This is a genomic window from Cognatishimia sp. SS12 (genome assembly GCF_028369055.1).
GTDB lineage: Bacteria > Pseudomonadota > Alphaproteobacteria > Rhodobacterales > Rhodobacteraceae > Cognatishimia.
Genome location: NZ_JAQNCZ010000006.1, coordinates 68,594 through 90,199 on the forward strand (window position 1 = coordinate 68,594; position 21,606 = coordinate 90,199).

General features: G+C 59.9%; 18 protein-coding genes. 4 read left to right on the plus strand and 14 right to left on the minus strand.

Annotation, left to right across the window (positions count from 1 at the left end; all coding sequences use genetic code 11):
• The first annotated feature begins 168 nt into the window (after positions 1-168).
• Positions 169-1,128, plus strand: a complete 960-nt coding sequence (locus N6L24_RS13780) for a glycosyltransferase (RefSeq protein WP_271845278.1) — start codon at positions 169-171, stop codon at positions 1,126-1,128.
• 7 nt (positions 1,129-1,135) lie between these two features.
• Here N6L24_RS13780 and N6L24_RS13785 read toward each other — a convergent pair whose 3' ends face one another.
• A complete protein-coding gene (locus N6L24_RS13785; RefSeq protein WP_271845279.1) occupies positions 1,136-1,795 on the minus strand; it encodes an ABC transporter ATP-binding protein in 660 nt (219 codons plus the stop codon).
• Between the two features lie 2 nt (positions 1,796-1,797).
• The gene (locus N6L24_RS13790) at positions 1,798-2,985 is read right to left on the minus strand and encodes a capsule biosynthesis protein (protein ID WP_271845280.1); all 1,188 of its coding nucleotides are present in this window, start codon (positions 2,983-2,985) and stop codon (positions 1,798-1,800) included.
• A gap of 98 nt (positions 2,986-3,083) precedes the next feature.
• Between N6L24_RS13790 and N6L24_RS13795 the strand changes: the two genes are divergently transcribed.
• A complete protein-coding gene (locus N6L24_RS13795; protein WP_271845281.1) occupies positions 3,084-3,884 on the plus strand; it encodes an ABC transporter permease in 801 nt (266 codons plus the stop codon).
• On the opposite strand, the gene N6L24_RS13800 is transcribed toward N6L24_RS13795, so the two are convergent.
• The 4 genes from N6L24_RS13800 to N6L24_RS13815 form a co-directional block, all read right to left on the minus strand.
• On the minus strand, positions 3,814-4,686 hold the full coding sequence (locus N6L24_RS13800; RefSeq protein WP_271845282.1) for a Stf0 family sulfotransferase: 873 nt from the start codon (positions 4,684-4,686) through the stop codon (positions 3,814-3,816). The two genes, N6L24_RS13795 and N6L24_RS13800, sit on opposite strands and share 71 nt — an antisense overlap.
• Positions 4,687-4,732: 46 nt before the next feature.
• Positions 4,733-6,868: a glycosyltransferase gene (locus tag N6L24_RS13805; RefSeq protein ID WP_271845283.1), complete on the minus strand. Its 2,136-nt coding sequence runs from the start codon at positions 6,866-6,868 to the stop codon at positions 4,733-4,735.
• 219 nt (positions 6,869-7,087) lie between these two features.
• Complete coding sequence (locus tag N6L24_RS13810; RefSeq protein ID WP_271845284.1) at positions 7,088-7,969, minus strand: isocitrate lyase/PEP mutase family protein; 882 nt, start codon at positions 7,967-7,969, stop codon at positions 7,088-7,090.
• 104 nt (positions 7,970-8,073) lie between these two features.
• The gene (locus tag N6L24_RS13815) at positions 8,074-8,739 is read right to left on the minus strand and encodes an IclR family transcriptional regulator (protein WP_271845285.1); all 666 of its coding nucleotides are present in this window, start codon (positions 8,737-8,739) and stop codon (positions 8,074-8,076) included.
• Between the two features lie 101 nt (positions 8,740-8,840).
• Between N6L24_RS13815 and acnA the strand changes: the two genes are divergently transcribed.
• Positions 8,841-11,432, plus strand: a complete 2,592-nt coding sequence (acnA, locus tag N6L24_RS13820) for an aconitate hydratase AcnA (protein ID WP_271845286.1) — start codon at positions 8,841-8,843, stop codon at positions 11,430-11,432.
• 5 nt (positions 11,433-11,437) lie between these two features.
• Here the strand turns inward: acnA and N6L24_RS13825 are convergent, their stop codons facing one another.
• The 7 genes from N6L24_RS13825 to N6L24_RS13855 form a co-directional block, all read right to left on the minus strand.
• On the minus strand, positions 11,438-13,066 hold the full coding sequence (locus N6L24_RS13825) for an alpha-D-glucose phosphate-specific phosphoglucomutase (RefSeq protein WP_271845287.1): 1,629 nt from the start codon (positions 13,064-13,066) through the stop codon (positions 11,438-11,440).
• 73 nt (positions 13,067-13,139) lie between these two features.
• The gene (locus tag N6L24_RS13830) at positions 13,140-14,147 is read right to left on the minus strand and encodes a class 1 fructose-bisphosphatase (RefSeq protein ID WP_271845288.1); all 1,008 of its coding nucleotides are present in this window, start codon (positions 14,145-14,147) and stop codon (positions 13,140-13,142) included.
• A 278-nt stretch (positions 14,148-14,425) separates the two neighbouring features.
• Entirely contained in the window at positions 14,426-16,045 is a 1,620-nt protein-coding gene (locus tag N6L24_RS13835) for a GMC family oxidoreductase (protein WP_271845289.1), read from the minus strand.
• A 22-nt stretch (positions 16,046-16,067) separates the two neighbouring features.
• Positions 16,068-16,517 (minus strand): gluconate 2-dehydrogenase subunit 3 family protein, encoded by a 450-nt coding sequence (locus N6L24_RS13840; RefSeq protein ID WP_271845290.1) that lies wholly within the window; start codon positions 16,515-16,517, stop codon positions 16,068-16,070.
• A gap of 11 nt (positions 16,518-16,528) precedes the next feature.
• Positions 16,529-17,752 (minus strand): sugar ABC transporter permease, encoded by a 1,224-nt coding sequence (locus tag N6L24_RS13845; RefSeq protein WP_271845291.1) that lies wholly within the window; start codon positions 17,750-17,752, stop codon positions 16,529-16,531.
• Positions 17,742-18,554, minus strand: coding sequence for an ATP-binding cassette domain-containing protein (locus tag N6L24_RS13850; protein ID WP_271845292.1), 813 nt, complete (start codon positions 18,552-18,554; stop codon positions 17,742-17,744). Before N6L24_RS13850 ends, N6L24_RS13845 begins: the two co-directional genes overlap by 11 nt.
• 10 nt (positions 18,555-18,564) lie before the next feature.
• The gene (locus N6L24_RS13855) at positions 18,565-19,578 is read right to left on the minus strand and encodes an ABC transporter substrate-binding protein (RefSeq protein WP_271845293.1); all 1,014 of its coding nucleotides are present in this window, start codon (positions 19,576-19,578) and stop codon (positions 18,565-18,567) included.
• A 765-nt stretch (positions 19,579-20,343) separates the two neighbouring features.
• On the opposite strand from N6L24_RS13855, the gene N6L24_RS13860 reads away from it, so the two are divergent.
• Positions 20,344-20,865 (plus strand): MarR family transcriptional regulator, encoded by a 522-nt coding sequence (locus N6L24_RS13860; RefSeq protein WP_271845294.1) that lies wholly within the window; start codon positions 20,344-20,346, stop codon positions 20,863-20,865.
• Here the strand turns inward: N6L24_RS13860 and N6L24_RS13865 are convergent.
• The gene (locus tag N6L24_RS13865) at positions 20,862-21,581 is read right to left on the minus strand and encodes an alpha/beta fold hydrolase (protein ID WP_271845295.1); all 720 of its coding nucleotides are present in this window, start codon (positions 21,579-21,581) and stop codon (positions 20,862-20,864) included. The two genes, N6L24_RS13860 and N6L24_RS13865, sit on opposite strands and share 4 nt — an antisense overlap.
• Between the last annotated feature and the right edge of the window lie 25 nt (positions 21,582-21,606).

The window sequence follows — 21,606 nt, forward strand, 5'->3', positions numbered from 1 at the left end:
GCCAACCCCCAAGTTGCGTCAAATCTTTCAACAAAGATCTGGGACAAAGGCGCATTCGACGCGGAAAAACTGCGGCGAAATTGCGCCCCTTCTTTCCAATTTTCGGAATTTTTGACGGACTCATTTTTTATTAACCAAGACCAAACAGCATGGCGGCAGGAGAATACCGTGCAGCCCAATCCAATCACGCAGACCGCGCAATCGCCCTCAGACACCCCGGTGACACTGTTGCTGGGGACCTATAATGGTGCCGCCTTTTTGGACGCGCAGCTTGCCTCGCTCGCCGCGCAGCGACATCGGCACTGGCAGATCTGGGTCAGTGACGATGGCTCCAGCGATGAAACTCTGCGTATCTTGCAGCTTTGGGGCAACCGCTGGCGAGGGCAGCACCCAATGCGCATTCTCGACGGGCCCCAAAAAGGGGCCGCTGCCAATTATCTGTTTCTGCTGTGCCATCCTGATCTGCCGCGTCAGCACATTGCGCTTTGCGATCAGGATGACATTTGGCACCCTGATAAACTGTGCCGAGCCTTGGCCAATCTTTCGGATGTTCCGGCTGCGCGCCCGGCGATTTATGGCGCGCAAAGCCTGCACACCAACGCCGCGCTGGCGATCACCGGGCGCTCCTCTGCGCCGCGGCGCGGCACAGGGTTTGGCAATGCCCTGTTGCAGAATGTCGTCAGCGGCCACAGCGCGGTGCTGACCCCGGCGGCGCTTTCGTTGATCCGCCGCGTCGGCCCGCAGCCTGAAATTCGCTTTCATGATTGGTGGCTTTACCTCTTGATCAGCGCAGCCGGCGGCACGGTACGGATCGATCCTGCGGCAACGTTGCGCTACCGGCAGCATGCCCAAAATCTGGTGGGAGCCAATCGCGGGGTCCGGGCGAAAGCCCATCGCGCCGGTCAAATCCTGAACGGTCAATATGGCACTTGGCTGGCGGGGCACCTCAATTTGCTGTCCCGTCTTGACGCGATGCTCAGCCCCGAAGCGCGGCAAGCGGTTGCAGCCCTGCGCAGCGCCAAGGGCAAGCTTGCCAAGGTGCAGGCCCTGCATAAGGCCGGTGCGTGGCGTCAATCCCGTCCGGAAACGCTTTTGGTCTATCTTGCGGCGCTCACCGGACGGCTCTAGCGGGACATTAGCGCTGCATCACCGCCATGTGGTGTGCAATCGCAGCCTCAATATCCTCATAATAATGCAATTTGCACCGATCCAAGACCGCGCCGGCGCTGCAGAGGTCGCGCAGCTGCGCCATGGAATGGCTGACAACAACTGCCCCCGCATGCGTCAAGCGCGCTTTCAGCAAGGCTGCGCTCTTGTCGCGAAACCGGGCGTCCCCGACGGCGGTGACCTCGTCCACCAGATAGGTATCAAAGGGCACCGCCATGGACACCCCAAAGGCCAGCCGCGCCTTCATCCCCGCAGAATAGCTGCGCAGCGGCATATGAAAATGCGCGCCGAGGTCCGCAAAATCGGCCGCAAATTTCAGCATTTCATCGCTGTCCACACCATAGATACGCGCAACAAATCGCGCGTTCTGCGCCCCGGTCAGATCCCCGTGAAACGTCCCCGCAAAGCCAACGGTCCAGCTGACGCTGCCGCGCGTGACAATGCGGCCCGCATCCGGCGCAATTGTCCCGGCGATCATCCCAAGCAGCGTAGATTTGCCCGCGCCATTGCGCCCCAAAAGCGCCACAGATTGGCCAGCGGGGAACACCGCATTGATGCCCTGCGCCACGTGTTTGCGCGACCCACCGCCGGTCGCGAAGGATTTGTGGAGGTTCACAAGGCGGATCATGGTCAGCGCCGGTCCCGCACAGCATAAGACACCAGCGCCAAAATCGCCCACCCAAGGCAGAGCAGGCTGCCGAGCGTGGCCAAGATGAGCCCGCGTTCTGGATAGCGCGCGGTTTCGGCCAGCGTGGGCTGCAAATAAGCGGCGAGATAGCGGCTTTGCCGTTGCGCATCCGCCAGGGCAATGTCGTAGGCCGCCAGCGCGGCTGCATAGGTGCTTTCCGCAAATTCACGCTCAACGGCCAGACGCTCATATTCCGTGATCAGCGCCGCAAAGGCGGCGGCCCCCTCAGGGCCGGCCCCGCCCAGACCCAGCTTGCGCCGCTCGGCCGCAATGCGGGCGCGAATGACCTCAGCGCGCCGCGCGCCCGAGGCCATGCGCGAATCCCCAGCCCGCGCCGTTTCTTTCAGCAGATCCACTTCAATCAAAGTCTCGGCCAGCTCTGCCTGCAATTCGCTGATCAGCTCGGTCTGCGACAGCACCTCGGCCTCCGGGTCAATCAACTGATGCTGGTTGCGAAACATCAGCACGGCCTGACGGGCATCGGTCAGCCGGCGCTTCATCATCTGCAAATCATGTTCCGCCGCTGCGATGGCATCCTGACGCGCTATGGTACTAAGCGCGTTAATCATCGCCGCACTTTCTGCTTTCAGATGCTGCGCAATGCGCTGTGCCTCATACGGGTCAAAGGCGCGCACCCGCACCTCAAGCAGCCCGGCGCTCCGATCATAGTAAATGCGCACCATACGCTGCCAGTACTCATGCAGGTCCTCGATCGCGCCCGAGGGTTCAAAGGCAAAGACCGGATCCTGCGCGGGCCGGGACCAGAGCGCCTTTAGGTCAAGCGCGGCGTCAAGATCAGCGACCAGTTTTTGGCTCTGCATGAATTCATAAAGGATATCAGTATCGCTGGAACTTGAACCGCTCAGCCCGGCAAGGCTGCTGCCAAGAAATTCCAAGGCACCGCCGGCCTCCTCATGGCGGACAGAAAATCCCATTACCGAAATATATTGATCCGCCGCGCGCGCCCAAAGATACCAGGCCGCCACGGCAAGGGGCATGATGACCAAAGACAGAAAGCTGAGCACCAAGCCAAAATGCCGACGCCGCCAGCGCGCGCGCCGTGCCGGTGGACGCGCCTGAGGCACCGCTGCCAATCGATGGGCTGAAGGATGTGGAATGGGATCTGGCAAGGGCACCTCCGCAAAATTTCCCCTAGGATGGCGTTAATTTCTTTCGATTATCCAAAGATGGCGCGGGACCCTGCCCGAGCGTCACGAAAGACACCCTTATGCCCCTTGCCCCTTTGGTGCCCACTGCGCGTCCCCGCAAATTTGCGAGCGCGCGGGTTGTCGGCGCTTTGATGCTGCGCGAAATGGCGACAAGCTATGGGCGGACACCGGGCGGGTATCTCTGGGCGGTCCTAGAACCGGTCGCGGGCATCACGCTTTTGACCTTGGTGTTTTCCATTGGTTTTGTGACGCCAGCGCTGGGGGTCAGTTTCCCGATGTTTTACGCAACCGGCCTGGTGCCGTTTCTGGCCTATAGCAGCCTCTCGGGCAAAATCGCGACCGCGCTGATGTATTCCAAACCCTTGCTGGCCTTTCCAAGCGTGCGGTTCAGTGATGCGCTCTTGGCTCGGCTGCTGCTGAATGGGCTAACGCAGATCATGGTGGCCTATCTGGTGTTTGGCGGCATCATGCTTTGGCTTGATCCGCGGGTGATCCCGGACACGCGCAGTCTGGCAACAGCCTTGGCCTTATGTGCTGGCTTGGCAATGGGGATTGGCACGTTGAATGCGCTGCTCTTTGCGCTCTGGCCGGTGTGGCAGCAGATCTGGTCAGTTCTGATGCGGCCGCTTTTTATCGTCTCAGGCATTTTTTATTTGCCCGAAGACATCCCGCGCCCCTATCGCGACATGCTGGAATTGAACCCGCTGATTCATGTGGTCGGGCTGGTACGGCGCGGGTTTTATGCCAGTTATGACGCGGCATATGTCTCGCCAATCTATGTGCTGCTGATCAGTGGCGTTGCGCTGGTGGCGGGGCTGGTGTTTTTGACCCGTTTTCATCGCGATCTGCTGCAGCGCTAAGCGGCGCGACTTTCTGGACCCAGCGCCAGCGCGTCTGGGTGATGCCCCTGAGAAACTGCGCCTCTTCCTGCCGAAACCGCGCGGCGTATTCAGTATTCAGCGCCGTTGCGATCCGTTTGTGAGCAGAGCGCCCGGAGAGCGGCGGCACCTTTGGTGCCACGAGGTAATCCGCCAGATATTGCGCCAAAGCCTGTTCAGGCAGCTGGGTGATTTTCTCATAACTCAGCCGCAGAGGCGCAAGCCCATACCGGGCCAACAGCGCTTCGGTGCGCTCTTCGGCCTGAAAGCTGTGGGTTATCCAACGTTTGATCGCCGCAGCGTCATAGCGCACGGTGTTGTCCGCATGACCAATCGCCTGCGCAGAACTTTGCGGCAAATGCGAAATGCGCGTCTGCTGCATTTTCATCAAGGAAACCCCCTGCAATACGATGTCTTCGCGCAGGAGCCAGATAAATTTTGCACCGTCAAAATAACGCATGAAGGTCGCGGCACCGCCAAAGGTGGCACGCAGATGATGCGCGGTCAGCTCGCAGCCAAAGCACCCCGCGATATTGCGTCGGCGCCGCAGCGCAAGCATATAGTCATCCAGCGAGGCAGCGTGCAGATTTTGCGCCATATTCGGCACAAACCGCGGGTTGAAACATTCGTCCGGCAGCCCCAGCACACCGCTGCGCGCGGCGACATCTGTCAGCCAGGAAGAGCCGCTGCGCGCGGTGAAAAACACCGCATAGCACCGATGCGCCGGTGGCTGCCGCAGCAGTGCCGCGAACTGCGCTTTGTCCACATCGGGCGGAAAACGCACAGTTGCCTGCGGCGGGGGCGATATTGGATTTGCATTTCGAAAGACCTCACGCCCGAACATAACCGCTCCTTTGGCACATGGTGTCACGCGCGGTTTCCTGCGATGCAGACAGAATGACTCGCTGCAAATTTGCGGCAGCTTCGGTCACATGGCCCCCCAATTCTGCCACATGTTCTGTGCCCCAGATCGCGCGCACCGCATCGCCCTGCGCGCCAAGATCAAAGGCATAGGTCGGCAGGCCTGTTGCCAGCGCCTCATGGGTGGTGAAAGAAAAAGTTTCCGGCCAGATCGAGGGGATCACCCAGTCGGTGATGCCATAGCGCCGGACCAAATCTGGCACCTCCGCCTGATCATAGGCCCCATGGACACGCAACCGCCGTGGCAATCGCTGCGCCGGATCGACCTGCCCGATCACGACCAGCCCTACACCAGCGGCGCGCAGCCCTTTGTAAAGTGCGGGCAGCAATGCAGCGCCCTTTTGATGGTTGATATTGCCCAGAACCGCGACCCTGCGCGGCTGGCCCGGACCGGGTGTAGGGCACCGAGGCATATGCTGCAAGGGAACATGCGGCACCACCCGCAGCCTGTCAGCGATATGCGGATAGGCCTGAGATACAATCGCGCGACTGTTTTCGGAAAAGACGTCGATGGCATCCGCCGCAGTCAGCAAAGCGCCCCAGGCGGCGCGCCATTCGTCAGGCTGCAGCGCGCCGCAGCCCTGCGCACGATCACCGCTTTCATCTGCCGGGACGCCCCTGTACCACCCGTCAGGTCCAAGCAAGGTATAAGACGGGCTGAGCGGCAGGTAATCATGGATCAACACGCCCAGCCCCCCGGCGCCGCGCAATGACAGCAAGGCGCGCGGCAGCGCCGCGACATCAGCCGCGCCAACCCCGCAGGAATAGATCAGGCGGCGATTTGGTGCCTCTGCAAGCAGGCGACGGATCAGGCGCAGATCATCGGTGGCTGCGCGGCACGCGCCAAAGGCGCCATGCACCTCGATCTGCCAGGCCCGCGCTGTGCCGACCCGCACCACCACAGCCGCACCGTTTTGGGCGACATGCTGACCGATACGCCGCTGCAAATCCATCTCGGCCCCGCCGCCCAAGGCATGCGCCAGATAGATGGGCAAAGCACCAGATCCACGCGCCGCGACAGTTTCGGCAGCCCACCGCAGCGCCAAGGTTATACGCGGGCGCGCCAGTGGATCGCGCCGCAAAAATTGCTGCACCGCTGTGTCAAATCCCGGATAACGCTGCTGCAATATCTGGCCCGCCCGCGCCAGCGCCGCCGCTTTCTCTGCCGGCTCGAAAGAGGCACCACCGGCATGGGACACAAAGAGAGTCTGCGCCGCGAGGTGCACGCCCCCCAGGGCAGCCGCCCGCTGACACCAATCCACCTCTTCGCCATATCCGCGCCCAAACGCGCAATCCAGCTGCGGAATACGCGCCAAAAATTCACAAGACATTGCCATGCAAAACCCGACACCCGTGGGCAGCGCCACCGCCGGGCCAGCGGGCAGGTTCTGCGCGCAGTCATCAAGCGCGCTGGCCATGTCTTGCGGCATTTGCTGCGACTGACACATGGCGGGCACGCTGAGGATTTCTGCATTGTTTGACAACGGCGTGACGCTCGCGACATCAGTCCGGGCAGCCAGCGGGGCCAACAGGCGGCTGGCCCAGCCCCTTGGCATCAGCGCATCTGAATTCAGCAAGACCACAGCGGGGCTACGAAGCACTTGCGCCTGTCGCCGCGCCGCGCGCAAGCCGCGATTGACCGCCCCGACAAACCCAAGATTGCGCGGGTTTTCCAACAGCGTCACCCGTCCACTGGCCAGCGATTTCGCGCGGCCAAGATTGACCTGCTGCGACCATACGCGAAGGTATGGCCGGACAGATGCCTCTGTTGATGCGTCCTCCACCAACACAAGATGCCAGGGCACTTCCGTGTGCCGCAGCAAAGCGTCGAGCGCGGCTTTTGTTTCCACAAAGGCATTGTGGACCGGCATCAGGATCACCACAGCGGGCGGCGGTGCAGGTTTCGGTGGCTGATCGGCAAGCGGTGCTAATTCTGGCACGTCGCCCAGATGCCCCGGTGCCAGCCCAAGCGCATCGCGCACAGCGCGCCGCGCCGCCGCGCGCCCAGCCTGCGGGCCACATAGTGCCCGCCAGATCTGCGGCACCGCGCGCGCCAACCGAAGCGCAAACCCCGGCCACAGCCAAGCGCGCGCTCCCGCGCTGCGGTGTTGCGCGCAGTAACGCCCATACAGCCGAAACACGCGTCTGATCACAGCGCGCCTTTTCTATGAAGCAAAGATTTGCACAGCATCCGTCGCCCCCAAAACCCATTGGTCCATCGACCCTAGGGGGCAGAGTGCTGCGCTTTGGTTAACGCGGCTGCGTCAGCTCTCCTCATCGTGGCGATAGGCGGCTTCAAGCGCGTCATAGTGACCTTTGTTGACGCTGTTTTGGCGCAACTCAAAACTCGCCAACGGGCCATCCAGATCCATACGCCCCTGATCTTGCAATTTCGACAGCGCCGTCTGCATCCCCAGCAGCGCGCCTTGCAAGGCGACATTGGCATAAAGCACCAAGGCAAAACCGGCCTGATCCAACGTGCCAAAATCCACAATGGGTGTCTTGCCGCCCACGACCAGATTGATCAGCTGCGGCGCGCCGGGCAGGCGGCTTGGAATGGCAAGCATTTCATCCATGCCCTGCGGCGCTTCGACAAAGGTGATATCGGCGCCGTCTTCGATAAAGGCGGCCGCGCGGTCAATCGCGGCATTCATGCCCAGCGTGGCCCGCGCATCCGTGCGCGCCACGATCAGAAAATTTTCATCCCTGCGCGCATCCACCGCCGCTTTGATCCGGCTGCGCGCCTCGCTTAGACCCACCACATCCTTACCGGAAAAATGCCCACATTTCTTGGGCATTCGCTGATCTTCGATCTGAATGGCGCTGGCCCCGGCATTTTCCAGCATGCGCACGCTGTGATGGACGTTGACGGCGTTGCCAAACCCGGTGTCCGCATCCACGACCAACGGCAGATCCGTGACATTTCGAATGGCACTGACATGCTGCACCAGATCGGGCAGCGCCACAAAGCCGTGATCCGGCATGCCATAATAGGTGTTTGTCAGCCCTGCGCCCGAAAGGTAGATCGCCTCAAACCCCAGCCCGTCAATCACCCGCGCTGCCAGCGCATTTGCGGCACCGGGCATCAGAATAGCGCCGCCTTTGGCGAGGCGGTCTTTGAATGTCTTGTTGATCATCTGGGACATAGCGGATCCTTTCGCAAAAAGCGGTCTGACGTGCTGCCGCATAGGTAGCGCCGGTCACGTACCCGCCGCAAGACGGGGGAGCGCACGTTCTCCTCTGCAAAATCTTATCCCAGACCCGCGGCCAAGGTTTCAAGCAACGGGATCACACGGGCGCGCGCCTCTGCATCAAACCGATTGACCAGCCCCGATACCGTCAGCGCCCCAAGCAAATCGCCGCCCCCGGAAAACACGGGCGTTGAAACCGATGCAATATTCGGATTGGTCTGGCCGATGGATTGCGCCGTCCCATTCTGATTAAACGCCGACAGATCGGCCAAAGGCTCCCCTGTGAAATGACGCAGCACCATCCCGGATGCGCCGGTACGCAGGTTCAGCCGCATGCCTTCCTCCACATGAAAGCGTAGCAAATTGGGGGAGTTTTCGCGATAAAGACACACGCGATCATTGCCCGCACGCACGTAGAACGACGCGGTTTCCCCTGAAAATTCAACAAGTTGCCTCAGAGCCGGGGCCACATCTTCGCGGCGGGCAAATTCACGGCGGAAAATCAGGCCCAGCCGCCAGACCGAAGGCCCCACACTGAAAATCCCTGCGCTGTCGCGCTGAATAAACCCGTAAATCGCCAGGCTGGTGGTCAGGCGCAGGATCGTGCTTTTGTGCAGCCCGGTTTCCTCGGCCAGCTCCGCCAGTGACATCGTGGGTTTTTGCGCCGAAAATGCCGATAGGATCGACATCGCCCGCTCCACGCTTTCTGTCCGTTTCGCCCCCATGACCGCTGGCCCCTACGTTCTCTCTAGTAAAATCAATCAAACGCCAGCTTGCGCGCTTGGCCCACGAAAGTCTAGCCATCGTGAAACGCACGGAGGCCCGAATGCATAGCAACGTCATCACCAGACCGCTCGCCAACACAGATTTTGTGACCATTGATATCGACGCGCTGCTGGGCGCACAGCGCGCGCGCCTGCCTTATGCGTTGCGCGCGTTGGCTGAAATCGCGGCGCGTCATTCTGATCACGGCGAAGCCGCGCTGACTGTGGCCGCGCGAGACGGCGGCACCATTCCTTTCCGCCCGGCGAGACTGCTGCTGCACGATATGCTCGGCATTCCGGCACTGGTCGACATTATGGCGATGCGCGATCATATCGCCGCACATGGCGGCGACCCGGAAACGGTCGACATGAGCCTGCCGGTTGATCTGATCATTGATCACGCCATGTCGATCAACCATTGGGCCGACCGCTTTGCGCTTCAAAAGAACATGGATCGGGAATTTGAAATCAACCGCGAACGCTTTGCCTTTCTCAAAGCCTGCGCGGCACGCTTCCCGAACTTGCGTGTTGTGCCCCCCGGCGGCGGCATTTGCCATCAGGTGAATTTGGAATACCTCGGGCAGGTTGTCCTGCCCGCCGCCGAAAACCCGCAGTTGTTGACCCCCGACAGCTGCCTGGGCACCGACAGCCATACCACCATGATCAACGGGCTTGGCAGTCTCGGCTGGGGGATCGGCGGGCTGGAGGCGGAAGCCTTGCTTTTTGGCGAAACCTCGCCCCTGAATGTGCCCGAAGTGATCGGCGTTGAGCTGACCGGCACCCCCAGCCATGACATCACGGCCACCGATATCGCGCTGGTGCTGGCCGAAAAGCTGCGGGTCTTTGGCGTGGTTGACAGGTTCGTGGAACTCTTTGGCCCCGGCTATCCGAATCTGTCAGTCCCGGATCGCGCCACGCTGGCAAATATGGCACCGGAATACGGCAGTACCATCGTCAATTGCCCCGTCGATGACAACACGCTGCGCTATATGCGCGAGACCGGGCGCGGCCAACATCTGGCGCGCACCGAAGCCTATTGCCGCACGCAGGGCCTCTGGGCGGACGGGGCCACCAGCGCCATAGAATATGACGCCGTGATCTCTGTCGATCTATCGGCAATTGGCCGCTCAGTGGCGGGCCCCGCGCGGCCAGAACAGCGCATTGACCTTGGGGCTGCCGCGGCGACGCTTGCGCCGAACCACGACAAGGCCAGCGCCCGCCGCGTGCCGGTTGAGGGCATGGATCACGATATGGGTGATGGCGATGTGATCCTTGCCGCAATCACCAGCTGCACCAATACCGCCAATCCGCGCAATATGGTCTTGGCTGGCCTCGTGGCGCGCAACGCTGTCGCGCGGGGGCTGACGGTGAAGCCACATGTCAAAACTTCGCTGGCCCCGGGCTCGCGCGTGGTGGCGAAATACCTGGAAAGCAGCGGGCTGCAAGATGATCTCTCGGCCCTTGGGTTTGACATCGCCGCCTTCTCTTGTTCGACCTGCAACGGCATGTCAGGCCCGCTGCACCCGGCGCATGAGGCGGTGATCAAAGATCAGGATATCGAAGGGGTCGCGGTGCTTTCGGGCAATCGCAATTTCGCCGGGCGCATTCACCCCCTTGCGGGCCGCAACGTGATCGCGGCCCCGCCCTATGTGGTTGCCTATGCGCTGGCGGGCAGCATTCACACCGACCTGACGGGCGCGCCGCTTGGCCATGATCGCGACGGGCAACCTGTCTATCTGGCCGACCTCTGGCCGACGGCCGAAGAGGTGGCCGACATCATCACGACCCATGTGACGCCCGATGCGTTTCAGCGCAATTACGCTGAAATAGACTCGGTTAATCCCAGCTGGACCGCCCTGCCGACCAGCACGGACCGCTATGATTGGGTGCCGTCGACCTATGTGTCCTTTCCACCATTCATCCGCGCAATCACAGCAACAGCCGCGCCGCTCGAGCCGCTGTCAGGGCTGCGCCCGCTGGTCATTCTGGGCGATAGCGTGACGACCGATCATATTTCCCCGTCCGGCATCATCACACGCGAGTCTGCCGCCGGTCAGTATTTGATGGCACAAGGTGTGGCGCATGCTGATTTTAATTCATTTGGCACAAGGCGCGGCTGTTCAGACGTGATCATCCGCTCGTGCTTTGCCAATTACCGGCTGCGCAACGAAATGCTGCCCGGCAGCGAAGGCAGCGTGACCTGCCTCTATCCCGAGGGCCGCGAGGTCAGCGTATTTGAGGCCATCGAAACCTACAAGGCGCGCGATCAGCAACTGGTGGTCATCGGCGGCAAAGAATATGGGTGCGGCTCCTCGCGCGACACCGCCGCCAAAGCGCCCTGGCTTGCAGGCATTCGGGCTGTGATTGCCGAAAGCTTTGAACGCATTCACCGCTCAAATCTGGTGAATATGGGCATCGCGCCGCTGTGCTTCCCGGACGGGGTGGATCGCAAAATCCTTGGCCTGACCGGGGCGGAGCAGTTTGACATTCATTTCGCCCAAGATCTGAAAAGCGCGCGGCTGATCATTCACCGCGAGGATGGCAGCACCACAGAAACCCCGCTTGAGTTGCGGCTTTACAATGCGGCAGAGCGCGCGACTTTTGCGGCAGGCGGGCTGCTTCCGCGCGCCTTCCGCGATTTCTTGGCCGCGTAATCACATCACGTGATGACATCGGGCGCGTCGCGCCCGGTGCGCGCCAACCCGGCGATGGCATGAATGGCCGCCGCTACCGGGGCAAGGGCGACGGAGGTATCAAGGTTAAGCGCCCCATCCCCCGGCGTGTAGCTTTGCAAATAAACCCGCAGGGTCGCCCCTTCGGTGCCGGTGCCGGACAGGCGCAGCACGGCGCGTGCGCCGCCCTCAAAATAGACCCGCAGACCCTGCGCATGGCTTTCCGACTGATCCACCGGATCGACATAAGAAAACTCATCCGCGGCACTGACCGTGAGCGCCCCAAAACTCTCGCCAGGCAAATCGCCAAGCCGCGCGCGCAGCTGCGACATGACCTCTTCGGCGACGGGTTTTGGCAGCGCCTCGTAATCGTGCCGCGCATAATAATCGCGCCCGAAGGTCTGCCAATGATCCTGCATAATGGCCGGCAGGCTTTCGCCGCGCTCCGCCAGAATATTGAGCCACAGCAGCACCGCCCAAAGCCCATCTTTTTCGCGTACGTGATCAGAGCCTGTTCCAGCGCTTTCTTCGCCACAGAGCGTCACGCGCCCCGCATCCAGCAGATTGCCAAAGAACTTCCACCCGGTTGGCGTTTCATATGGCGCGACGCCCAATTTCTCGGCCACGCGGTCCACCGCCGCCGAGGTCGGCATAGAGCGCGCCACCCCAGCAATGCCCGCCGTGTAGGCCGGGGCCAGATGCGCATTGGCCGCCAGCACCGCAAGGCTGTCTGAGGGTGACACAAACAGCCCGGGCCCCACGATCATATTGCGATCCCCATCGCCATCAGAGGCGGCGCCAAAATCGGGGGCGCGATCTGACATCATTTCGCTCATCAACTCATGCGCCCAGACCGGGTTCGGATCCGGGTGGCCACCGCCAAAATCAGGCGAGGGCGTGGCATTGATCACCGTGCCGCTGGCCGCGCCAAGCTCTTCTTCCAGAATGCGGCGCGCATAGGGGCCGGTCACAGCGTGCATCGCATCAAACCGCATGGAAAACCCGCCCGCAAACAGCGCGCGGATTTTGTCAAAATCAAACAGCTCGGCCATCAAAGCGGCGTAATCGTCAACCGGGTCGACCACCGTCAGCAACATTCCGGCGATCTCGCTGGTGCCAATCTGCGCCAAATCCGCATCCTTGGCCTCCGCGATATGATAGCGGGTGAGGCTGGCGGCACTGTCGCTGATTTTCCGGGTGATCGCCTCTGGCGCTGGCCCGCCATTGTCGATGTTGTATTTCAGGCCAAAGTCCGCATCGATGCCGCCAGGGTTGTGACTGGCGGATAGGATCAGCCCGCCATCGGCCCCAAGCTTGCGGATCAGATGAGAGGCCGCAGGGGTCGACAGCAAGCCGCCCTGCCCAACCGTCACCTGCGCCGCGCCATTGGCCGCCGCGATTTTCAGAATGGTCTGAATCGCCTCTGCGTTAAAAAACCGGCCATCCCCGCCGACAACAAAATGTTTGCCCTGCGCCCCGCCAATGGCGTCGAAAATCGCCTGAACGAAATTTTCCAAATACCCGGGCTGCATGAACACGCGGGTTTTCTTGCGCAGCCCCGAGGTGCCGGGGATCTGATCATCAAATGGCGTGGTCGAGGTTTCGGTGCTGGCCATTGGGCTCTCCTGCTCATCATCTGGCAGGGGGTCAATACATCCGGGGCCATCGCCCCGGCCCTGCCCTAGTAGGTTAAGAATTGTGGTAGTCGTCCAGTAAATCAATCTCTTCGGACGACCCCAGCAGCACAGGTACGCGCTGGTGCAGATCGCTGGGCGCAACGTCCAGAATACGGCTGCCACCGACAGAGGCTTTGCCGCCCGCCTGTTCTATGATGAACCCCATGGGGTTTGCTTCATACAGCAGGCGCAAACGGCCGCCCATGTCGGCGTTCTGCGTATCGACGGGATACAAGAACACCCCGCCCCGGGTCAGAATGCGGTGCACTTCGGCCACCATCGAGGCCACCCAGCGCATGTTGAAATTCTTGCCGCGCGGGCCGTCACTGCCGTGCAGACATTCATCGACATAGCGGGCCACCGGCGGGTACCAGTATTTCTGGCGGCTGGCATTGATGGCAAATTCATTGGTTGCGGCGGGCACCGTCATATTAGGGAAGGTCAGCAAGAATTCCCCGGTGCCATTGAGGTGGGTAAAGCCATTAACCCCATCGCCCGTCGTCACCACAAGTGAGGTCGACGGCCCATAAAGCGCATAGCCCGCGCAGACCTGTTTCTGCCCGGCAATCAATACAGCAGCGTCATCCGTGCTGGACAGATCCTCCTCAAGCTCGACAATCGAAAAGATCGAGCCGACCGAGATATTGAGTTCAAGGTTGGATGACCCGTCGAGCGGGTCGAAATAGACGATGTAGTCGCCTTTCTTCGGCGCGTCTTTCTGCCAGACCACATTGTCCAGCTCTTCTGAGACCAGCGCCGCAACACGGCTGGTATTGGCGCAATGCAGCATGAATTGATCATTGGCGATCACATCAAGCTGCTTTTGCGTTTCGCCTTGCACATTTGTGTCTTCGGTCGCGCCCAGCGTGCCGGAAAACGCGCCGCTGCGGATCTGGTGCGAAATGATGCGACAGGCGGTGGCGATATCTTCGAGCAGAAAGATCAGGTCTTTTGTCACGCCAACGCGGCGATGCTCTTGCAGCATGAATTGGCGGAACGTGATGTGCTCTGATTTGGTCATGGGTCTTCCTTTGGCCGGCTGACGTGCGGTCATGCCCTGCGTTTATGGCATCCGCCGGGCAGAGCCAACCATATTGCCATGACATTCTTATGTCTGATCCCAAGCGTGCTGCGGCTGCCACCGAAACGACAGCAACCGCTTAGATTTTGCGCAGATGCAGACTCCGGCGCTGCGACCGCGCCGTCAGCACCGTTACACTACGCAAGGTCTGTGCCGCCCTCATCGCTTTAGCGGTGGCAACCAGCGCGAGCATCCCATAACATGCTGTTTTGATTTATTTAATCGAACAACGTTTCGAAGTTGTTCTTGATGCTATCGCCAATATAGAGCGCCAAGGCCTGTATCGTCGAAGTCGGGTTGACCGCCGCAGAGGTCACAAAGATCGAGCCATCGACAATAAAGAGGTTCTTTACATCATGGCTGCGCCCCCAGGCATTCACCACAGAAGTCTCAGGATCATGGCCCATGCGGCAGGTGCCCATCTGATGCCAGCCCGCGCGCCACCAAACTGTGTCATCGCCCTTGGTGAGCACTTCTTTTGCGCCCGCCGCCAGCAGCACTTCTTTGGCTTTCTCTTCTCCGTGCTTGAGCATTTTCTTGGTGTTCTCGCCCAGGCGATAGGTGATTTTGGGTGCAGGGATGCCGTCACTGTCCTTGAGGTCAGGATCAAGCGTCACGCAATTCACCTCTTCGGGCAGATCTTCGGTCACCACGGTCAGCCCCGCCAGATAGGGGTAGACGTCATCCATGATGCGCCGATGCTCCTGACCCCAAGGGATCGGGTTATCAATCCCATAGCCGCCCAGGGCAAAGGTCATTGGCGTTGTCGACCGACCGGAATGCAACCCGTAGCCGCGCACAAACCCGCGCGCGGGATCGGATTCATAAAACTCCTGACTGAGGATCGAGCAGGCCATGGGCCCCTCGTGCCCGCGCATCGGTTTGTCAAAGACCCCCGCCACACCCGTCAGCGGGTGGAACATCAGGTTTTTGCCAACAAGGCCAGAGCGATTGGCCAGACCATCGGGAAAGGCCTTTGACTTGGAATTGAGCAGCAAGCGTGGTGTGCCAATGCCGTTACAGGCAACAACCACCATCTCGGCCCGCTGTTCATGCAGCTGCCCGTCTTTGTCAAAATAGAGAACGCCGGTGGCAAACCCCGTGTCGGAATCCACCAGAATTTCCGCAACCCGCGCGTGGGTGCGCAACTCGACCCCGGCGTTTTCAAGGATCGGCCAATAGGTGAAATTCGTGCCACCCTTGGCCCCCGCCGCACAGCCCAGATCACAGGTGCCTGCGTTGACGCATTTCTGCCGCCCGTCATGGTCCTGGCTGAGGATCGAAACATCCGACGGCCACCAGTGCCAGCCCTTTTCGTTAAAGCCCTTGGCCAGGGTCTGCCCCAGGGTCCCGATGGGAATGGGCGGCAGGTCCGGCGTGTAATCGGGATAAGCCGGGTTGCCGCCCAAACCCGACACGCCGGTGTTGCGATCATTGGCCTCATAGAAAGGTTCAAGCGTCGCATAATCAATGGGCCAATCCTCAGCGACACCATCCAGGGTTTTCGCGCGGAAATCTGATGGCTTCATCCGTGGCCAATGGCCCAGAAAATTCATGGTGGAGCCACCGACCCCATTCCAATTCACCGGCGCAATGCAACTGTCGCTGTTGTTGATCGGATAGTCTTCTTTGGCGCCGCGCACATTCGGATCGACGGAAAAATAGCTGTAGCGCGACAGTTCATAATCGTCTCGCCGGCTGGGGAAATCCTTGTCCTGCAGGTGCCCGCCCTGTTCCAGACACAGAATACGCATGCGTGTTTCAAGCAGGGACCATGCAATGGCCGCACCTGATGCGCCCGCCCCGATGATCAAGACGTCTACTGGTTCATTTTTCATGTTTCGTCCTCTCTCAAAACACCTAGGCGTTTCGGTAGATTTGTCCGCGCCGCCGGACCGGAGCGGTCAATTCGGCAAGGCTTTCGGCGCTTTCGCTCGGGACAGGATAGCCTTCGGGATGGATCGGGTGGGCCCCGACACCAACATACGGTCGCGTATCGGGGCGGCTGTAATAGCCCATATAGGTCAGGCGCACGAGGCAGGCGAAGGGTGCCGGGACAGCGGCTTCCGTCGCCTTGAGCACCGCGACCTGCGCTGCTGCGCTCTGGCTCAGGAAGTCGGGTGCTGTTTTGGACACATGGTCCAAAACAGCGGTGACAGTGCCAACCGGATCTTCGGCGAAAGGGGTTGCCGTGGGGAGAAATTCGGCAACCCCCAACGCGCCCGCCCCGGGGGCCGACCCATCGGCCCGCGGCGGAATGAGGTGGTCAAGAATGACGTTCAGCAGTTCAGATTGCGCCTTCGTCCACATTGTCACACTCCCTATCGACCCGTGCCAGTGCCGGAACGGGACAGCGCATCAATCGCCACAGCCAGCAGCAAAATAGCGCCTGAGAACATCAATTTGTCCGCAGCGCTGGCCCCTGAAAGATCAAGGCCATTGCCCAGCGACCCGATAACAAGCGCACCCAAAATGGCATTCCAGACAGAGCCGCGCCCGCCAAAGAGCGACGTGCCCCCGATCACTGCAGCACCAATGCTTTCCAGCAAGAGAGAGCCGCCCGCAAACGCCGTGTATGAGACAGAGCCAAACCGGGATGCCCCAAAGATACCACCAATCGCGGCCAAAATCCCGACCAAGGCAAAAGCCGACACACGAATTCGTTTGACGTCCATGCCCACCCGGCGCGCGCTTTCGCTATTGCCGCCGACCGCAAAGAGGGATCGACCATAAGGCGTTGACGTGGTGATCCAGCCAATGAGGGCCGTCAGACCCATCAAGAGCAGGATCAAAAGCGGCAACGACCGATAGGCATTCATCGTTAAGACACCGGCAAAGATCAGCACCGCGAAAAACGCAACTTGGCCCCAGATCGCGGTTGTTGAGTCGAGCTCTAGCCCCAGCGCCTTGCGCTGCGCCTGACGCCGCAGGGCCATGGCCGCCACGAAAACAACCAGCAGCGCCGCGATCACCAGCCCCCAGAAATCAGGGATCAGAATGCGGGCAATCGCGCGAACAAACGGATCACCGACGTTGAGATTGCCGGTAGGCAGAATTTTCTGCATCAGGCCCTGATAGCCCAGCAGACCCGCCAGCGTCACCACGAACGAAGGAATACCGACATAGGCCACCAACAGCCCCTGCGCCGCCCCCATGATGGCACCAACGCCCATGACGATCAGGCAGGCCAGCCAGCCGGGCACACCCGCCAGCACCATGACGCCCAAAAGCGCAGCACAAACGCCGGCTGTTGCGGCAGCAGACAGGTCAATGTCACCCAGCAACAGAACAATCGTGATCCCCACAGCGAGGGTCGCAATCACAGCGGATTGCATAAACAGGTTGTAGATGTTGCGCGGACTAAGGAAGACAAAACGCACCTCATCCACTGACGGATCGGTGAAATATTCAAAAAGCGGGACCGCAAGCCCGAAGTATGTCCAGATTGCTGCCAGCGCAAGCAATACCGGGACAAAGGCGCCGAACTTGGTTTCGCGCATGATGCGCAAACGATCGACGAAGGTAAGTTTAGCCTCAGACTGCATTTTTTGCCTCATCTATACCACGTGTCATCGCAACGACGATCTCGTCCGGCGTGGTGTCTTTTGTATTCCAGATGCCGACATTGCCCCCGTGACGGATCACGCAGATACGATCCGCAATTTCAAAAATGTCCCGCATGTTGTGTGAGATATAAACCACGGCATGATTGGTCTCGCGCAGGCGTTTGACCACATTCAGAACCTGCCGGGTCTGGGCCACGCCGAGCGCGGCGGTCGGCTCATCCAACATCACAACGCTGCTTTCTGCGCCCACAGCCCGCGCAATCGCAATCGCTTGGCGCTGGCCACCGGACAGGCCGCCGACCGTCGCGCGCACCGATTTCAGCGTGCGCACCTCAAGGCGATCAATCGCCTTCTGGGCTTTGACCTCCATCCGCAGATCATCAATCGGCCTCAGGAATCGCGGCAAGAATTTCCAACCGGGTTTGACCGGCTCTGCGCCCAGTGACAGATTAGCCGCCACATCAAGGTTCTCGCAAAGTGCAAGGTCCTGATAAACAATCTGAATACCCAAACCGCCTGCATCATGTGGGCTGTTGACGGTCACTTCCTGGTCATCCAACCAAAAGGTGCCTTCGTCCGCGACATGAGCCCCTGCCAGAACTTTCATCAGGGTTGATTTGCCCGCACCGTTATCCCCAACGAGGGCCATAACTTCGCCACGCGCGACTTCAAAATCGACACCGCGCAGGGCTTCTACTCCGCCAAAGCGTTTCTTAATTCCCGCAACTTTCAGATGCGGTGGTGGGGCATCACGCCCCACCATCATTTTTTCGATTGTCATTGGTCTGTGCTTAGCTACAGAAATCTGTGGCTGCGGCTTCGCCTTGGCACACGGCCTCTTTCGTGACCGTCGGATCGTTTTCGATCACATAAGACACGCCCTCCGCGCCCACAGCTGAATAGCTGTCGACCGGCACAAATGCGACATCCGCACCAACGCCGTTCTGCACAACTTCTGTCGCGATATCAGAAGTGTCCTGACCGTTGATCAGACGCAGCGTAACTTCTGCCGCGGCCCAACCCATTTCATGCAACGGACGCCAGCCACACTGGGTCTGTTTGCCCAGCAGCATCAGTTGCTGTGCCTGTATGGTGCAGTCCAGACCGGAAACCGGCACAGTGCCTGCCATGCCCTGCTCTTCCATCGAAGCAATTGCGGCACCGGCGTTCCCATCGTTTGACGACACAACACCCTGAACATTGTTGTTCAGCTGCGTCAGAGCCTGATCCATCGAGCGACGGGCAATCGCAGGGTCCCAACCCGGGGTCCAGTTTTCATAGCCCAGCACACGCTCGCCAGAGTCAAACAGCGGCTGCAGTACAGACATCTGCCCCGCCGCAATCACACCTGCGTTCGGATCCGTAGGAGAGCCTTTCAGCATCACCAGCGTATCGCCGGACTTGGTGTTGTCGACAACGTGCTGCGCCTGCGCCGCACCCGTCGCGAACATGTCCGCCTGCACCCAGAACTTTGTATTCGGGGAGTTGATCATGCGGTCATAGGCAATGGTTGGAACGCCTTCTTCGGCGGCTGTGTCTGCAATAATGGCAGAGCTTTCACCGTCGATCGGGATCACAACCAACACCTTCGCGCCCTGCGTCAGCGCCTGCTCTGCCTGGCGTTGCTGCACGGATGTGTCGTTATTGGCGTTGAAGACTTCGACTTTGATATCAGGCGCAATTTCCGCCATCTTTTCAACAAATGCGGCTGCATCTTGCTGCTCCCAACGCGGATTCACGTTTTCAGGCAGCAAAAGGGCAACTGTATCTGCAGAAGCTGTGGTGGTTGCGGCTGCAATAGCCATGGATGCTACACCCCCTGCAAGCAGGGATTTAGTCACTTTAGAAAACATCATTTCCTCCTTCTGATGTTTCGATGCTTAATTTGCATCTGTTTGATGGGTAGAGCCCTCCAAAGCTCACTGTGTTGCAGATCAAAAAGAGTCTGCAGATCACGTAATTCGCCCATCTGTCGAATTCGCGATAAGATCTCGCCCTGGGCACGTGGCTAATGCGCCGCATCAAGCGATTTCATGTCCGTGGGAAAGACCCCTCTGAGGTGCTCAGAGTGACGACCGTTCTTGTCCCTCGGATGATATTCTGTCTGCCTTGCGGCCTCCCATGTGTCTGTGTTCCGCGCGGCCCTGCGGCACTTCTGCGGCGCGGGACGCTTTGATTTTTGATGGACTGCAAGCTCTCAGAGGCGGCACCTCAGTTGATTCGGGCAGTCGATCAACTTATTCATAATATGAATTAAACATACTACATTTTTTGTGTCCATCTTTTTTTTCGACACGCGGATCTTTAAAAATTCTTATTTATTTACAGACATTTATTTCCAGAACGGGTTGAGAATGCCACTCGCGGGCACAAGGTCTTTTACTGTGGCTGGCGCGAGGATCACGCACGCCTCACGCGAGTTCCTTCTGGCCGATTCCAACGTCTGGCAAGGCGGGTTTCGTCGCTTGCGCCCACGCCCCAACCGAATGGCAAAACGCCAACTCGTTATTGTGGTCACTCGGGCGGCGTCGTAAGTTGGCAAGAAATCGAAATGGCAAGCGAGGCAACAGGTGCCCGAAGACGACCTTGGCAATGACGACCTGGTGAAACACTGGGCCCCACGAGTTCCTTTGAATGAAACTCTGCCCGCCCGCCTGCTGCGCGCGCGTGATGCGTTGATGCAATTTTATCGCCCATTGTTCAAAAATGCTGGGGTCACAGAGGCGCAATGGCGGATCTTGCGGAGCCTTTACGAAGAAACCTCGGTCGAGCCGCAGGTCCTGTCCAAACGGGCGTTCATGCAGCCGCCAAACGTGTCGCGTGTTTTGCGCGAGTTGGTCGACCTCGGCCTCGCAAAGCGTTTGGTTGCCAAGCGCGACAAACGACGCGCCCCCGTCGCGCTGACGCCGAAAGGGCGCGAGGTCTGCGCTGAAATCGGTCAAAAGATCGAAGAAAAGGCAACCTTGCTCGCGGCGGAAACTGATCAGGACGTCATTCAAGAACTGCACCGCCTTTTAAAAATCGTGATCGAATTTCCTGACCAGCACCGTGCTTTGCTCGACACTGCTGAGAGCGACAAGAACGCAGATTAAGCCTGCACAGACAAAAAGCGCAGAGCCGCTTGCTGGAACTCAGGCGCTCTCAGGGCGGACTGATGATCCCCCGGAACCCTGACAAGCTGGCTGTCCGGCACAAGCGCACAGAGATCTTCGATCTGTGTGCACATCGGATCAGCCTCCCCCGCGACAAACAAGGTTTCTCCCTTTGGGGATTCCGCCTGTGGATCAAAGCGATCGACACCGATGCCCTGCATCATATGCAAGACAGAATGAGGCATGTCAGTGCCCGCAACCAGGCCCGATATACGCGCAGTCACAGGATCCGCAGGCGTCACCCCGGTGTCAATGAACTGATGCGCCGCCTCATAATCCACAACCGCAAGCGGATCGCGCGTGCTGATGCCGCCCAGAACCAACCGCCTGATTTTCGCAGGATGACGCGCGGCGCAGGCCCAGGCCAATCTTGCCCCCAGCGAATAGCCGACCAGATCGATTGTGCCGCCCGCGTCGTCGGCCAAAGCAATCACATGATCGACAATTTTTTCTATCGACACCGCATCGGGTGCGGTGACTTCTGCGCTGTTCCCATGGGCAGGCAGGTCAAAAACATGCGCCGGGCGTCCGCCGCGCACGCAGATGTCTGCCCAGTGCTGCGCGGGCCAGTCGCGCGCGCCGGACGAGGTCATGCCGTGCAGAAATACGATCGGAACGCCGCCCTCTGTCGCGGGCGCTGTGCTGGTAAGGTGCATAAATGGGACCATGTGATCATTCCCT